This is a genomic window from Colwellia psychrerythraea (genome assembly GCF_000764225.1).
GTDB lineage: Bacteria > Pseudomonadota > Gammaproteobacteria > Enterobacterales > Alteromonadaceae > Colwellia > Colwellia psychrerythraea_D.
Map to the genome: position 1 here is coordinate 1 of NZ_JQED01000037.1, position 15,733 is coordinate 15,733.

Genomic DNA, 15,733 nt, shown 5'->3' on the forward strand with positions numbered 1-15,733 from the left:
TGACGCCGACAACAAAACTTAGTTGAACAGCATTGACTTTAAAGTCGTTTGAGTACTTCCAAGTTCGTCTTGGATTGTTGTACTTGGGCATAAGACACCTCATCTTTAGTTAGATTTTGGTGTCCGTTTTACCGAGGGAGGATCACAGTCCCGCTTGATTGCCTTGTTAGCTTGAAAACCCCATTGTATGCATACTTGCACACGTCATTACCTCTTTAGATAAGCACTGAACGATAACTGGTTTGATCTCAGAATATTCAGGTGTTTTAACGTTATTCTTACTTCTCATGCAACGACCGTAATAATAACCTTCTAGTAATTCTATATTTTCGTTGTCATTGGCCAACTCTTCGACATCCCTTACTACTGCCCAAGTTAAAAAACGGCCAGGATCAACCATTTTTTTTATAAACCCAGTTTTAACATCTCCATATGTCAGTTTAACGGCAGTCGCATGTTTGTAGCAGTATTTTCTAAACTCTGAATTATCAAAGAATTGACCTTTGGTAAGTCCTACGTATTCTATTTTTTGTGTTTTTTGTGTTTTTTGTGTTTTTTGTGTTTTTTGTGTTTTTTGTGTGGTAGCACAACCAATTAAAGATAAAAGTAAAACGCTTAAGATAATTGTTTTCACGAACACTCCTTGAAAGCTAACAGCTTATTATGAGGCAAAATTCCTTCTTTCTACAAGATGGGAAAATCGTCCATAATTATTATAATAAATTGAGATTACTTTATTGTTATCTATAGATCAATGAGTTAAAAATATTGAGCTAAGTGGTTGATGTGTGAAAGGAGGCAATTTGCTCGCTTTCTTGTAGAAAGGAGGAATTACGCTAAACTGTAATTATATACAGTTGTTTTGAGGGTTTTATGTCTTCACCTTTTCTAAAGCACATTACAGAACAAATGCGTTTAAAACGTTATGCAAAAAGAACGATAGAGAGCTATGTCTATTGGATAAAGGCCTTTATAAACTTTAATGAACAACGTCACCCAATAAAGTGTCATGATACTGAAGTAGAACGTTTTCTTTCTCACTTAACAAACCAACTTAATGTTGCACCTAAAACTCAGTGTGTGGCATTAAATGCCTTAGTCTTTTTGTAACGAGGGATTTTGTTAAAGCCATTAACACTTGAACTCAATTTTAATAAATCTAAACAAGTAGCCAAGTTGCCTGTTGTATTAACCCAAGCAGAAGTAACCACGCTATTATCGAAAGTATCAAATACTTATAGTTTGCCTTGTCAGTTAATGTACGGTTCTGGTTTACGTTTAATGGAAGTAGTCCGTTTAAGAGTGCAGGATATTGATTTTGACTTTCATGCTATTCAAGTCTGGCAAGGAAAAGGCGGTAAAAATAGGCGTGTTACCTTAGCAAAAGAATTGTGTGAATCATTAAAAGCTCAAATAGCGTTAGTGAAGTATTATTATCAACAAGATCAATGTAACGATAATTATAAAGGGGTGTGGTTACCTTATGCTTTAGCAAGAAAGCACCCCAATGCGAGTAAAGACATTCTATGGCATTATCTTTGCCCTTCTAGTCGATTAAGCATAGATCCTGAAACAGACTTTGTTTGTCGACATCATATAGATGAAACGACATTACGAAAGTCAGTGAAAAAGGCAGCATACCATGCTGGTATAGAAAAAAACGTGACGTGTCATACCTTACGACATTCATTTGCCACACACTTGCTACAACGCGGTGCTGATATTAGAACCGTGCAAGAGCAGTTGGGGCATTCTGATATTCGGACTACACAAATATATACCCATGTGATTGAACATGGCGCGAATGGTGTTAGGAGCCCACTATCAGATTTACTATAAAATAGGCGTATTGAAATTAAAAAATCCACACTTCAACTTGGTAATTGAAATGTGGATTGCTTATTTCTTTATTGGCGATTGACGCCTTTAGTCATTAGGCTTGCTTAGTTTTTATGTAATCATTGACTAAGTTAGCTAATACATTTAATGGCACAGGTCCATTTTTTAATACGACATCATGAAATTCACGAATATCGAATTTATCACCTAGTTGAACTTTGGCATGTTCACGTAATTCGATTATTTTGTTCATACCAATTTTGTAAGCTGTTGCTTGTGACGGCATAACGACGTGACGTTCTACCATTTTAACAGCATCAGATACCGCATTAGGTGTATTTTCAGTGTAGTACGCTATGCCTTGTTCACGTGTCCATTGTTTAGTATGAATTCCTGTATCAACCACTAAGCGGCAAGCACGCCATAATTCCATCGCTAAACGACCAAAATCTGAATAAGGGTCTTGGTATAAGCCAATTTCTTTAGGGATCATTTCACTGTAAAGGCCCCATCCTTCAGTATGAGCCGTATAACCGCCAAATTTACGGAACATTGGAATGCCTGTTAATTCTTGCTTGATCGCTAACTGCATATGATGACCCGGAATGCCTTCATGGTACGCTAATGCAGCCATCTGGTAAGTTGGCATAGCTTCCATGTCGTAAAGGTTAGCATAGTAAATTCCTGGGCGTGAGCCATCTGGAGCAGGGCGTTCATAAAAAGCTTTACCAGCAGATTTTTCTCTAAAGCCTTCAACGGCTTTAACTTTTAATGCTGCTTTGGGTTTGGTTAGAAATAAACTATCTAATCGATTTTCCATGTCATCAATTAGCGCTACCGCTTCTGATAGATAACGCTGTTTTCCATCGTCATTAGCTGGATAGTAAAACTGATTGTCGTTTCTCATAAAATCGAAAAATTCATTAAGGCTACCGTCAAAGCTAACTTGTTTCATGATGACACGCATTTCATTTTGTATACGTGAGACTTCACTTAGACCTAAGGTATGAATTTGTTCTGAGGTTAAATCTGTTGTGGTAGTACGTTTTAACGCGTTATTATAAAAGGCTTCACCATCAGGAAACTTCCAAGCGCCATCACGGGTATCTGCTTTTTTCTCAAGTGCAGTTAAGTAAGTGATCAATTGCTCGTAACCAGGTTTCAGGTTATCAATTAGCGCAACTTTCACGTCAGCGATTAAGGTATTCTTTTCATCTTCAGTAATAGTAAGTTTATTAATTTTTCGTGTGAAGTCAGCATAAATGGTGCTGTCAGGTGTGTTATCAAACGGGGCACCAACAAGAATGTTTTTCGAGTCTCGAATAACGTGAGGAAAAACAAATTTAGGGGCTATGATACCCTTGGCTTCGCGTAACTTAAGTTGTTCAACGAGTTGCTCTAGTAATTTTTGAGCACCGTGCACGCGAGCAATATAATCTTGTGCTTCTTTAACGTTACTAATGGAGTGTTGATTAATCAAGAACGCAGGTATTTGTGAGTGTGTGCCATACATTTGATTTACCGGGTATGTATGAAAACGCCATTTATAATCAGCGATTTGATTTTCTAAATTTTGAATAAATAAGTTAAGACTTATTTTAGTTTGTATATCAAGCTTGCTAGCGTCAATAGCTTGAACGCGCAAAAGATTCTCTTTAGCAATTGCTAATTCATTTGCGGCGTTTTCTTCTGAAAAGTCATACCATTTATCGTAATCTTTTTTAATACCTAAATAGGTTTGTCTGATCGGATCACGGTTAACACCTTCTTTAAATATGGTGTCAAATAGGGCGTTAGCTTGCTCTGATGCTGAAGTGTTTTCAACTCCAGTTATTTTAGTTGGAGCTGATGATTGTTCATTGCTTGAGGAAGAAACTTTTTCTTCTGAGCAAGCACTAAGTAAGGCGGTGGCGACAGCCATGACTAGTAGGGATTTTTTAAATGTCATTTAATTCTCATTTTATTTATATTGTATTCAATTTTGACAGTGTGCCTTAATGCCAGCTGCTAATTCAATGAAAGCTCGACAGATTGCTATAAAATTACGACCAATAGGTGTTTTGCGCACTGTAAAGCAGTAAACTTAAGACAAATGAGTAGCACAACTTGTACATGGAAAACCCATTAATGAAATTTACCGTTGGCTTTAGAAAAGTTAAACATGAAGATATAGATTTTTTGTTAGAATTACGAAGAAAAACAATGACCCAACATTTGCTATCAGCAGGTATTCGTATGAGCGACGAACAACATTTGGTACGCATAAAAGAACACTTTTATGAGAGTCATATTATTTTAGCCGACCGAAAACCTATTGGACTACTTAAAATGGGTGTATTGTCACTCAATAATACCGGTAAAAGTTTGCATATTAGACAGTTACAAATTATGCCTAAATATCAGGGGAAGGGTATTGGTAGTAAGGTACTTACGGTAGTGAAAAAACGTGCATTACAATTATGCTTACCGATCACATTAAATGTTTTGTTGAAAAATCCAGCTCGTGGTTTGTACTTGCGACATGGCTTTCAAGTAGAGAAGAAAAACCGCTTAGAATTTCAATTACGTTGTCCATTAGAAGTGATTGCCGCTTAACTTGTTAATGTAAGCTAAAAGCGGCAATCATTATCTTAAAATAGAATAACGTTATTTAGTAGATTAAGCCGCCACGTTTTACTTTATTCGGGTCGATACGTGATGGCGTAATAGAGCCATCAACCAATGGTGTTGTTGCTATTGCCAGCATTTTTATGACCTGTAGCATTGAAGGTAAGTTCAAGCTATGAATATCATCAGTGACTTGATGATAATGTTGGTCTTTATCAAGTTGTGTACTGCTAAAACTATGAGCCGGCACACCCAATCTAGCTAGAGTTGCATTGTCTGAACGATAGAATAAATTTTGCTTAGGGTAAGGATCTGCATACACCTTTAGATTTTGTGGCGCTAATGTTTGGTTTAGTTGCTCACCCAAGTTTGAACGATCCATTCCTGTCATCCAAACCGTACCTTCACCAAAAAGAGCCGGTTTTCCTATCATTTCTATGTTAATCATGGCTGTTATCGAGGCAGGCTCAACATGAGTCGAGAAATATTGTGAGCCAAAACCACCAATCTCTTCAGCGCTAAATGCGGCAAACATTAACGTTCTTTCGTTATTACCTTTTTTAGCAAAGTGATTTGCTATATTGATAATGGCAGAAACTCCAGAAGCATCGTCATCAGCACCATTAAAAATTTCATTATTTTGTTGGGCACTGTCGCTAGATGTCTCATCAATGCTCGGTTTCACGCCTAAGTGATCATAATGAGCGGAGTAAAGCACAATTTCGTTGGCTTTGCTTTTCCCTGGTAATACGCCTACCACGTTACTTAAGGTCGTAGTGCTGACGTTAGCAGAGCCAGTGACATTAAATTGTTTCACTTTGCTAATATCAGTTAACGCTATAACAATAACACCGCCTTGCTCTGTGGCGTTTTTATTCACGAGTTTAGTTAACCCTTGCGCAAAATAACTCTGATAACGTTTAAAGCTTTCTTCATGTTTTGGATGAAGTAAAACTAAATGCTGTCCACCTTGATGATTTAATTGGCGCAGTGATTTTCGCATATTGTCGCCTTCGCCAATCATAACTGTGTTGATTGGTTGATCTTTTACTGAAACAGTATTACTGCTCCAGTTGAATTCAGTTTCCGTGGTTGCCACTGATAATAAGTCGCTGGCAATTGTGCGGCCATTAATTTCAACCTTAAGGGTATCGGGCGTGATCCTTTGTACCAAATATTGTTGTTTAAAGTCTAACGCACTGGGCGCTGGAGAAAGGCCCACTTCGTTAAAACGCTTGGCAATAAAGTCAGCAGCTTTACGGATGTTAGGAGTAAAATTATGCCTTCCTTCAAGTTCATCACTGGCGAGGTAGGTAACATCTTGGGTAACTTGTTCTAATGTAATAGTTTCATCTAGGGTAACGGCTGGCGTTTCTTTAGCCGCTTCCCCAAACCCTAAATTAACTGTGTTACAACCAGTTAATGTTAAACTGGCAAGTGTCAGTAGTGTTAGCGATGCAGCTAAGGATGCTGACTTTATCTGCTTATTTGTCATTACGTTGGTTGTACTTTTTGTCATAAAGGGCAATCTCTTATTTGAGTTTTATTGTTTCAATCAATAGGGTTTCTTCGCCTGAAGTTAACCACAATTGACCATCTTGAATGCTGCATTGAAATTCCATATTACGGCTAAGAAGCTTTACTAATTCTTCGCAGGTACTTGGCTCAAATTGCTCTATGGTTAAACGCTCAAACTTGTTCATATTGAGTTCAACTTGTGACCACCAAGTATTTACACTACTGCCATAACAATAAAGCTTTACCGCTTTTGCTTGGTTGCAGGCTTTTTTCAGACGCTTTTCGTCTATTTGACCCAATTCAATCCATAGATTGATTTCATCACTGTAATTAATTTGCCATATAGCTGCTTCGTTTTCATCACTCACACCTTTACCAAACTGTAAATCTTCGTGAGCATTGAGGATAAAGGCCATAAGACGCACCATTAATCGTTGCGGTGTTTCTGAAGGGTGTTGAGCAAGGGTAAGTTGCAAACTGTCGTAATAATTACGATCCATATCTGCCAGTTCGATAGTCGCTTTATATATAGTTGCTTTAAGAGCCATGGGTACTTTGAGGTAATAAATAGTGGCGGTATCATAACAGTATGGTGTCAACATGCAAAAACTTGCCAGGATAAATTGATGTCACCAGTAGTTAACAGTGTAAAGCTCCAAGTATTTATCAAGTGAATAACTAGGATAATATTAATTGATTCTACTTATGATGAATTTTAAAGCATGATAAAGTCACAGAAATATTATATTTTTATCTTGTACTATTTAAGAGGCTCACATGACAATTCAATCTTTTTTTCCGCCACAGCGTACTCTGATGGGACCGGGTCCATCTGATGTTAGCCCACGTGTTTTATCTGCTTTAGCCAGACCTACTATAGGTCATCTTGATCCAAATTTTGTTGCTATGATGGATGAAGTAAAAGAATTATTACAATATGCACTGCAAACTAAAAACAAATTTACCATGGCTGTATCGGCGCCAGGCTCAGCAGGTATGGAAGCATGTTTTGTTAACTTAATTACCCCAGAAGATACCGTAGTTGTTTGTGTTAATGGTGTCTTTGGTATGCGTATGATTGAAAATGTAAACCGTATTGGTGCAAAGTTAGTGGTTGTTGAAGGGGAGTGGGGCAGAGCAGTAGATCCACAAGCATTAGAAGCATCACTTAAAGAAAACCCTCAAGCCAACTTTGTTGCGTTTGTGCATGCTGAAACATCAACAGGAGCATTATCTGATGCTAAAGCCTTGTGTGCCATTGCTAAGGAGCATGATTGTTTAACTATTGTTGATGCGGTAACGTCTTTAGGTGGTGTTGAACTGCGTGTTGATGAATGGCAAATTGATGCTGTGTATTCAGGCAGTCAAAAATGTCTATCGTGTGTACCCGGTTTATCGCCAGTAAGCTTTAGTGATAAAGCCGCTGAGGTTATTCAAAATCGTGGTATTGCCGTGCAAAGTTGGTTTCTTGACCAATCGCTTGTCATGGGATATTGGTCGGGTGAAGGAAAGCGCAGCTATCATCATACTGCTCCTGTTAATTCTTTATATGCACTACATGAATCGTTAGTGATGCTACAAAATGAAGGTCTGGAAAATAGCTGGGCTCGACATAAAACTATGCATGATAAGTTAAGCACCGGGTTAGCTAAGTTAGGATTAGAATTTATTGTTCCTGCCGATGAACGTTTACCTCAATTAAACGCTGTTTATATTCCACAGGGTATTGATGATGCTAAAGTAAGAGAATTCTTACTTAATGAATTTAACTTAGAGATTGGTGCAGGCTTAGGGGCTTTTGCTGGTAAGGCATGGCGTATAGGTCTAATGGGTTATGCTGCACGCAATGAAAATGTCACATTATGTTTAGCAGCACTTGAAGAAGCGTTAAAACAGTAGCGTTGTCAGTCGTATCGTGGAGTTTAAAATAAGCGATATGAGCCTTATGTAAATTGAGGCTCTTTTGGTAAAAAAAGCCCTGTACCGATGTTTATCAGTACAGGGCTTTTTGATTACTGGTTGTATATTGACTGTTGAGCCAAGTCTTAAAATCAGTGCATAAGTAATGCTTTGTTATCTAAAAATTACCAGCTACCACTATTTTCCATACTTAACCACGGCTCTTGAGGGGCTAACGAGCCATTTTTTTGTAATAACTCTATCGAGATACCATCAGGTGAGTTAACAAAGGCCATATGGCCACAGCGAGGTGGCCTGTTAATTGTAATACCGCCGTCTTGCAATTTTTGACAGGTTTGATAAATATCATCCACTTCAAAAGCTAAATGACCAAAACTTCGTCCCGTGCTGTACTCTTCAGTAGAGCCCCAATTATATGTCAGTTCTACTTCAGCGCTGCCAATTTCAGTTGCTAGATATACTAAAGTAAATTTTCCTGCAGGTACTTCAATTCTTCTGGTTTCGATTAAGCCAAGTTTATTAATATAAAAATCAAGCGACTGTTCTAAATCACGGACACGTACCATGGTATGTAAAAACTTCATAAGGCTCTCTTTCTTCTTCGATTATGGATAAGGGCTATAAAAATTAAATAACACTCTATTGTTGAAAATGGGTGATCATTTATCTATTTTTACTGAGTTTTTACAAAATAGATTAGTAAATTCAACAATGTCAGTGACACTCTTAGGTTTTAACAGACCTTAATCTTTTGAAGTGGGTACGTCAATACAGAGCTACTCGATAACATAGGGGGGAATTTATTTCATGAGCATTTTGCAGAAATGCTATATGTGTACAATAATTAGTCACTCAAGAAAGAAATTAAGTCTTGGGTAGTTTGTTTTCCTTGTTTTCTTTTGAAATTCAATAAGAGGAAATAAAAATGAAAAGTCTATTTTTAACCATGATTATTGTGATGATTAACTTTAACGTTTATGCAGAAGATAAACCTTATACTTTGGGTACCGTCTGGGAAGTGTCTTATATACAAGTTAATGACGGTAAACTTGAAGATTACTTGAAAAACCTAAATAGCGGCTATTACCCAATTTATGAAGAATTCAAGAAAAAAGGCTGGATAACATCATACAAAGCAATCAGTTTTAGTCGTAATAACCCCAATGATTGGAACTTAATGTTACTGACGGAGTATCCAAACTGGGCAACTTTTGATAGAAAAGAAGAAGAGTGGGAAGCTATTGTAGATAAAGTATTTAAAAATAAACAAGCTCAAGAAAGTAGTGATGAAGATAGAAAGAACATTCGCGTATTATGGGGTTCAAAAATAGGCAGAGAAATGATACCTGTTATCTAATTCTAAACACGAGTAAGGATGATTGATCTAACAGTATTTCGCGCCAATCTTGTTAAAGGGGTTGGCGCTTTCTGTTGAGTTAATCTGTGTTAGTCAATACAACAGTTGATATGGTGTAGGATGTTAGTCACTGACTTTATCTTTAAAGTCACATAAATCTTCAATGATACACGAGCCACATTTTGGCTTTTTAGCCGTGCAAACGTAACGTCCATGTAGGATGAACCAATGATGTAAGTTAAACATAAACTCTGTTTTTCTTGGCGTTAATTTTATTATATTGGCTTCAACCTGATCCACCGTTTTACCCGGAGCATATTTAGTTCTATTTGCGAGTCTGTATATATGGGTGTCCACAGCGAGAAAGTACTTGCCTTCATTATCTTTAAGCCAGCCGAAAGCGGTATTTAAAACAACATTAGCAGTCTTACGGCCAACACCGGGAAGTGCTTCAAGTGCGGCTCTATTTTCTGGCACTTCACCCCCATGCAAGTCCACCAACATTTGACATGTTTTAATTGTATTTTCTGCTTTGGTATTAAATAACCCAATAGTTTTGATATAGCTTTTTAAGCCCTCAAGACCGAGATCTAAAATGGCTTGTGGTGTATTTGCTACGGGGTAAAGTTTATCTGTGGCTTTATTAACACCAACATCCGTTGCTTGGGCAGAGAGTAGCACGGCAATAAGTAGTTCAAACGGGCTAGAAAAATTGAGCTCTGTAGTCGGCTCTGGATTCTCATCTCTAAGCCTAGTTAACATTTCTAACCGTGTTTCTTTATTCATGCCTTTACTCTTTTTCCACGCTTTGGGTATCATGTAAAGCGCTAATTTTATAGTGCTCTACAAGGGGTTGAATTAGCGATAATAATTATCGTCACTTCTTTATTTTTAGGTATTAAAATAAAGTAATCGTTACTGTTAAGTTAAGAGTCAAAGTTTACACGAACTCTTTCAATAACTTGTTCGGTATCAATAACTTCTTTAGACTTAATATAGCTATCGATAGCATTTTTAAGTGCAATTAAAATACCCATGGCGATGAAAGCACCGGGGGGTAAAATTGCTAATAAAAATTGACTATCGAGTTGCATCACTTCAATGCGAAGTACACTAGCCCAGTCGCCAAGTAATAAGTTTGCCCCATCAAAAAGCGTTCCTTGTCCAAGTATCTCTCTAATTACACCAAGTAAAATTAATATAATGGCAAAGCCAAGTCCCATCATGAGTCCATCAAAGGCTGATTGCTTGATAGGGTTTTTAGAGGCGTAAGCTTCAGCTCGTCCAATAATGGCGCAGTTAGTTACGATCAGCGGTAAGAAAATGCCTAATGATTGGTAAATACCGTAAGTAAAAGCATTCATTAACAATTGCACACAGGTAACAAAAGCAGCAATAATTAATACAAAGATTGGTATACGGATCTCTTTAGGCACCCAATGGCGAATTGCCGAGACGGTAACGTTAGAGCAAATAAGTACTAACATGGTGGCAAGGCCAAGACCTAAAGCATTGGTGACAGTGGATGTTACAGCGAGCAATGGACATAAACCAAGCAGTTGCACTAAACCTGGATTGTTTTTCCATAATCCCTGTACCGCTAATTCTTTATACTCAGCTTTAAGTGCGGCAGCATTTTCTTGTGCTTCTGTATCATCAGTAATATCTAGATCATCACTAGATTGTGGTGCTATTTCATTGCTCATTAGCAGCCCCGTTATTTGGTGTTGTGGTAGAGGAAATTGTAGCTTTCAACTCAGTGGCTGATAAGTGTTCCCCGCAAGCATTAGGGCGAGGTATTATACTGCCTCTATGCTGATTAAAATAATTGAGTGTACTCTTAACACCCTTTACCACTGCTCGTGGAGTAATAGTTGCCCCTGTAAATTGATCGAACATGCCATTATCTTTTCTAACAGCCCAGCGCCTATCGTCTTCTGAAAGTATTTGTTTACCGGTAAAGTTGGTGATCCAATCACTTTTTCTGATTTCTATTTTATCACCTAACCCCGGTGTTTCTTGATGTTTGAGCACTCTAACACCGCTGACTGAGCCGTCATTGTTGATTGCCATAATAAAATCAATATTACCATTATAGCCTTGTGGTGCTGTACTGGTGATAGCAACAGCAACAATTTCTCCCGCCTTTCGTGCAATATAAGCTGTTTTAACTTTATTAGAGCCCAGTTCTGGGGCACTCATCATAATACAATCGTTAGCGATGTCGTTATCATAGCGACTCGGTTCAATAATGCTGTGTAATGTTCTTAAAAGCTGTTGTTGCTCCTGAGCCTTTACCCTATCTTTAGTCAGTGCACTGACTAAACTAACAGCCAAGGTACAAGCAATAGCAAAGAGCGCGAGTATTTTGGTGTTTTGAGAGATCGCTATGGTGAGTGGCGACTTAGTTGCTTTTTCTGGGCCTGACTTGTTTAAACCAGAGCTTTCAGGGCTAGACTTATCTTGCGATGTATCAATGTTGTCTGACATCACTTATCTCCCTTGATGTGACCATAGGTACGTGGACGAGTATATTGATCTATTAACGGCGCAGACATATTACAAAGTAATACTGCAAAAGCGACGCCGTCAGGATAACCACCGGCTGTGCGTATTAAATAAACCAATAAACCAGCAAGTAAACCGACAATGATGCGGCCTTTGTTACTGGTTGCCCCGGTGACCGGATCGGTCAGAATAAAGAATGCACCCAGCATGGTTGCGCCAGAAAGCCAATGAAACATGGTTGAAGCACTGCTGTCTGGGCTGATGCTATAACCAATGAAAGAGCAGATAAATAAGCTTATTAAGAAGCTAACGGGTGTTTGCCAAGCAATTGCTTTTCGAGCAATGAGAAATATACCACCTAACAAAAATCCAGCGTTTACCCATTCCCAACCTAAGGCAAGGTTTTCACCAAAGACAGGATTTTTAATACTTTCTAATACCGTTAACCCTAAGCCCGTATTCGTTTTAAGCGTATCAAGTGGTGTTGCCATCGTGATACCGTCAATACTGGTGCGTACTTGTTCTACTGAATAACCTTCAACAGTAAATCCTGTTAAAATTGTAGTTAATGTATTGGTAAAATTAAGATCAACAGCCACTAAAGTGAGTGGTGGTTGCCAGAGTGTCATTTGCAAAGGAAAAGAGACCAATAACATGACGTATCCAGCCATGGCTGGGTTAAACGGATTATGGCCTAATCCGCCATATAACTGTTTAACGATGACAATCGCAAACATGGTACCAATAACAGTGACCCACCAAGGCGCTAATGCTGGTAGGCATATGCCTATCAACAAGGCGGTTAAGAATGCACTGCCATCAAATAATTCATGGGAAATTGGCTTTTTACGTAGCGACAGCACTGTAAATTCTGAAATAATCGCTGTTGTCATGGCTATGCCGATGTGAATTAAATTGCCCCAACCAAAAAAATACCACTGGGCTAAAACGCCTGGTAAGGTCGCGTATATCACCAAACGCATTAAATTAGGTGTTTTGGTGTGGTTATGGTTATGTGGTGAACTTGCTATCCAAAATGCCATTAATTATGTCGACTCATTGAGTTGTTGTAGTGATAGATTGTAATTGGAGCTTGTTTACTTTTATTCATGCCTATACACCATCTTGGTTATTTTCTTCAACAGCGTTAGTTTCTTTGAGCTTTTTTTTGGCTTTAGCTTTAGCGATAGCAGCAGCTATTTTAGCTTTTTTATCGGTCGCACCATCAGGTAAAACATCGCCGTTATTATCATTCTCACTCGCTTCAACTTTTTCTTCTGCTGCAGTTTTTGCATTAGCTTTTGATAACGCTTTACTTTTGGCCTTAGCAATTGCGGCTGCTACTTTTGCTTTTTTATCGTCTGCATTGACAGTATTTTGAATAGGAGCATCATCAGATTGCTTTTCTCCGTCTGAAATACTCGCAGTATTCTTGAGTTTCTTTGCTTTGGCTTTCGCAATCGCAGCCGCTATTTTTGCTTTTTTATCATCAGAGTTTACTGTTTTCTGAACAGATATTTCTTCAGTAATTTCTTCATTAGCAGAAGCCTTGTCAGTTGTCTCTGTTGATTTACTCAGCTTCTTCGCCTTAGCCCTTGCAACTGCGGCGGCTATTTTGGCTTTTTTATCCTCTGGAGACGTTTGCTGAGTCGACGTTGCTTCAACTTCTGCAACGCTATTTACCGTTTCACTGTTAGTTATAGGCTTATCTGAGCTGACTTCTTTTAGTTTTTTCTTTGCTTTAGCTCTGGCAATTGCCGCGGCAACTTGAGATTTTTGATCGTCAACGTTATCCGCAGACGAGTTACTTGGTGAGTCAGCTGTGCTTGTCTGCTCTTTTGAAGCTTTTTTAGCCTTCACACGAGCTAGCGCCGCGGCTACTGCAGATTTAGCGCCTTCAGCCTCAGGTGTTGCTTTATTCATGGCGGCTTTACGGGCTGCCGCTGCTTTTTTGTGTTTTTCTTGTCGAGCAATTTTTTCTTTTTCTAAGCGTAACTTACGTGCTTCAAAACGAATCTTCGCTTTTTCAGCTTTTAAATCTAGTTGCTGTTGCTGACGGATTTCTGCTTTAGCAATACGGTAATAGTGTACCAATGGGATTTGACTAGGGCAGACATAAGCGCAGGCACCACAATCGATACAATCACGTAAATTAAGTTTTTCTAATTGTGAGTAATCTTTTGCTTTAGCACTCCACTGCAGCTCTTGTGGGAGCAACTGGCTAGGGCATACATCGCTACATTGACCACATCGAATACATTCGACTTCTTTACTTTCTTTTTCAAAAGCACTCGGCATCTCTGTTTTACTGGGGACTAAAATACAGTTACTGGTTTTAACAATAGGAACGAGTTCACTAGAAACACTAAAGCCCATCATTGGACCGCCCATGATCACAGGCTGCTTTTCATTGTTAATATTTTCCACATCACATTGTTCAAGCAGAAAATTGACAGGCGTACCAAGTAATGCCCAAACATTTTGTGGCTTCTTTAATGCTTGTCCAGTGACAGTTACAACACGTCGAATAAGTGGGGTATCATGTCTAACCGCTTCATTGATAGCAAAACAAGTGGCAATATTTTGCATCACAATGCCGTCATGTATAGGTAGACGGCCTGATTTAACTTCTTGACCCGTTAAAATTTGAACGAGCTGCTTCTCACCACCCGTCGGGTATTTAGTTGGTACTACACAAACTTTGATTTTATCAATTGTTTTGGTAGCTTGTTGTAATGCTTGAATCGCTTTAGGTTTATTATCTTCAATTCCGATTAAAATAACGGTAGGAGTTAACAACCTATCAAGGATCTTTATGCCATCGACAATAGCATTACTTTGTTCCATCATTAACAAATCATCAGAAGTGATATAAGGCTCACATTCTGCGCCGTTTATGATCAGAAATTTAATGTCGGCTTTACTGTTTGCTTTGATATGAGTAGGGAAACCAGCACCACCCATTCCAGCAATGCCAGCATCAGCAATTTTCTCAATTATTTCATGATTCGAAAGTTGTGCTAAATCAGGACAAACCTCTCTTTTTCTCCATGTATCTTCACCGTCTACATCAAGGAACACACACAATTGACTTAAACCAGAAGGGTGGGCAATGACGGACATTTTTATCGCACTGATAACGCCACTGGTAGGCGCATGAATTGGCACCACCATTGGGTTTGTACTTAATGTTAGTGCTTGTCCTTTTAATACATGATCGCCAATGCTAACAAGTAAATCACCTTCTCGGCCAATATGTTGTTGCAACGGAATAATTAACTGTTTTGGTAAAGCAAGCTGTTTGATAGGCTTGTTTTTCGTTAGAAATTTTTGCTCAGGGGGATGAATACCGCCATGAAAATCCCAAAAGCGTCCGCGTGTGATGCGTTCTATTACTGATTCCACCATATTCTCCTAATCCAGTTGCTTTACTGGAATACTGGTTAAATCCCATTGCCAATTATGAATAGTATCTGGCAGTTCACGCATTTCGATACAATCTACCGGGCAGGGAGCAACACAAAGGTCACAACCTGTACACTCATCTATGATAATAGTATGCATTTGTTTTGCAGCACCGATAATCGCATCAACAGGGCAAGCCTGTATACATTTAGTACAACCGATGCAGTCTTCTTCAATGACAAAAGCAACTTTAGGGCGGTTACTTTTTGGCGTATCACCTGTGGCATGACTGTCATCAAGAGGCTGCACTTCTACGCCCATTAAATCAGCGATTTTCTTGATAGTATCTTCGCCGCCAGGAGCACACTTATTTATGGCTTCACCTTCGGATACTGCTTGTGCGTAGGGTTTACAGCCTGGGTAACCACATTGACCGCATTGAGTTTGAGGAAGTAGTGCATCGAGTTGGTCAACAATAGGATCTGCATCGACTTTAAAGCGAACAGATGCAAAACCAAGGAGAGCACCAAAAATGGCAGCAATACTGCCTAAAACAAGGATGGCAAGAAGGATGTTCAT

The 15,733-nt window shown here is 38.7% G+C and carries 14 protein-coding genes and 1 pseudogene; 4 read left to right on the top strand and 11 right to left on the bottom strand.

Translation table 11 applies throughout. From position 1 onward, the window contains the following. Nucleotides 1-166: 166 nt before the first annotated feature. On the bottom strand, nt 167-634 hold the full coding sequence (locus tag ND2E_RS08445) for a hypothetical protein (protein WP_033094376.1): 468 nt from the start codon (nt 632-634) through the stop codon (nt 167-169). Between the two features lie 239 nt (nt 635-873). Between ND2E_RS08445 and ND2E_RS22190 the strand changes: the two are divergent. Beyond that, nucleotides 874-1,839 (top strand): annotated as a pseudogene (locus tag ND2E_RS22190) (integron integrase). A 94-nt stretch (nt 1,840-1,933) separates the two neighbouring features. Here ND2E_RS22190 and ND2E_RS08440 read toward each other — a convergent pair. Next, the gene (locus ND2E_RS08440) at nt 1,934-3,787 is read right to left on the bottom strand and encodes a DUF885 domain-containing protein (RefSeq protein WP_033094377.1); all 1,854 of its coding nucleotides are present in this window, start codon (nt 3,785-3,787) and stop codon (nt 1,934-1,936) included. A 179-nt stretch (nt 3,788-3,966) separates the two neighbouring features. Between ND2E_RS08440 and ND2E_RS08435 the strand changes: the two genes are divergently transcribed. Further along, on the top strand, nt 3,967-4,434 hold the full coding sequence (locus ND2E_RS08435; protein ID WP_033094378.1) for a GNAT family N-acetyltransferase: 468 nt from the start codon (nt 3,967-3,969) through the stop codon (nt 4,432-4,434). 55 nt (nt 4,435-4,489) lie between these two features. Here ND2E_RS08435 and ND2E_RS08430 read toward each other — a convergent pair whose 3' ends face one another. Continuing rightward, nucleotides 4,490-5,965 carry a M28 family peptidase gene (locus ND2E_RS08430; protein ID WP_033094379.1) on the bottom strand — a complete coding sequence of 492 codons (1,476 nt, stop codon included), beginning with the start codon at nt 5,963-5,965 and terminating at the stop codon, nt 4,490-4,492. 13 nt (nt 5,966-5,978) lie between these two features. Then, complete coding sequence (locus ND2E_RS08425) at nt 5,979-6,566, bottom strand: YaeQ family protein (RefSeq protein WP_223303626.1); 588 nt, start codon at nt 6,564-6,566, stop codon at nt 5,979-5,981. A gap of 175 nt (nt 6,567-6,741) precedes the next feature. On the opposite strand from ND2E_RS08425, the gene ND2E_RS08420 reads away from it, so the two are divergent. Further along, nucleotides 6,742-7,863: a pyridoxal-phosphate-dependent aminotransferase family protein gene (locus tag ND2E_RS08420; RefSeq protein ID WP_033094381.1), complete on the top strand. Its 1,122-nt coding sequence runs from the start codon at nt 6,742-6,744 to the stop codon at nt 7,861-7,863. 185 nt (nt 7,864-8,048) lie between these two features. Here ND2E_RS08420 and ND2E_RS08415 read toward each other — a convergent pair whose 3' ends face one another. Further along, complete coding sequence (locus ND2E_RS08415) at nt 8,049-8,468, bottom strand: VOC family protein (protein WP_033094382.1); 420 nt, start codon at nt 8,466-8,468, stop codon at nt 8,049-8,051. Nucleotides 8,469-8,809: 341 nt separating this feature from the next. On the opposite strand from ND2E_RS08415, the gene ND2E_RS08410 reads away from it, so the two are divergent. Continuing rightward, entirely contained in the window at nt 8,810-9,241 is a 432-nt protein-coding gene (locus tag ND2E_RS08410) for a hypothetical protein (RefSeq protein ID WP_033094383.1), read from the top strand. A gap of 123 nt (nt 9,242-9,364) precedes the next feature. Here the strand turns inward: ND2E_RS08410 and nth are convergent, their stop codons facing one another. From nth to rsxB, 6 genes are all read right to left on the bottom strand, one after another. Continuing rightward, the gene (nth, locus tag ND2E_RS08405) at nt 9,365-10,027 is read right to left on the bottom strand and encodes an endonuclease III (protein WP_033094384.1); all 663 of its coding nucleotides are present in this window, start codon (nt 10,025-10,027) and stop codon (nt 9,365-9,367) included. Between the two features lie 140 nt (nt 10,028-10,167). Further along, nucleotides 10,168-10,947 carry an electron transport complex subunit E gene (locus ND2E_RS08400; protein ID WP_033094385.1) on the bottom strand — a complete coding sequence of 260 codons (780 nt, stop codon included), beginning with the start codon at nt 10,945-10,947 and terminating at the stop codon, nt 10,168-10,170. Continuing rightward, entirely contained in the window at nt 10,937-11,731 is a 795-nt protein-coding gene (rsxG, locus tag ND2E_RS0121615; protein WP_052056651.1) for an electron transport complex subunit RsxG, read from the bottom strand. Before rsxG ends, ND2E_RS08400 begins: the two co-directional genes overlap by 11 nt. Continuing rightward, nucleotides 11,731-12,792: an electron transport complex subunit RsxD gene (gene rsxD / locus ND2E_RS08395; protein ID WP_033094386.1), complete on the bottom strand. Its 1,062-nt coding sequence runs from the start codon at nt 12,790-12,792 to the stop codon at nt 11,731-11,733. The genes rsxG and rsxD overlap by 1 nt, the downstream gene beginning before the upstream one ends. A gap of 70 nt (nt 12,793-12,862) precedes the next feature. After that, nucleotides 12,863-15,157: an electron transport complex subunit RsxC gene (gene rsxC / locus ND2E_RS08390; protein WP_033094387.1), complete on the bottom strand. Its 2,295-nt coding sequence runs from the start codon at nt 15,155-15,157 to the stop codon at nt 12,863-12,865. Between the two features lie 6 nt (nt 15,158-15,163). Beyond that, a complete protein-coding gene (gene rsxB / locus ND2E_RS08385; RefSeq protein WP_033094388.1) occupies nt 15,164-15,733 on the bottom strand; it encodes an electron transport complex subunit RsxB in 570 nt (189 codons plus the stop codon).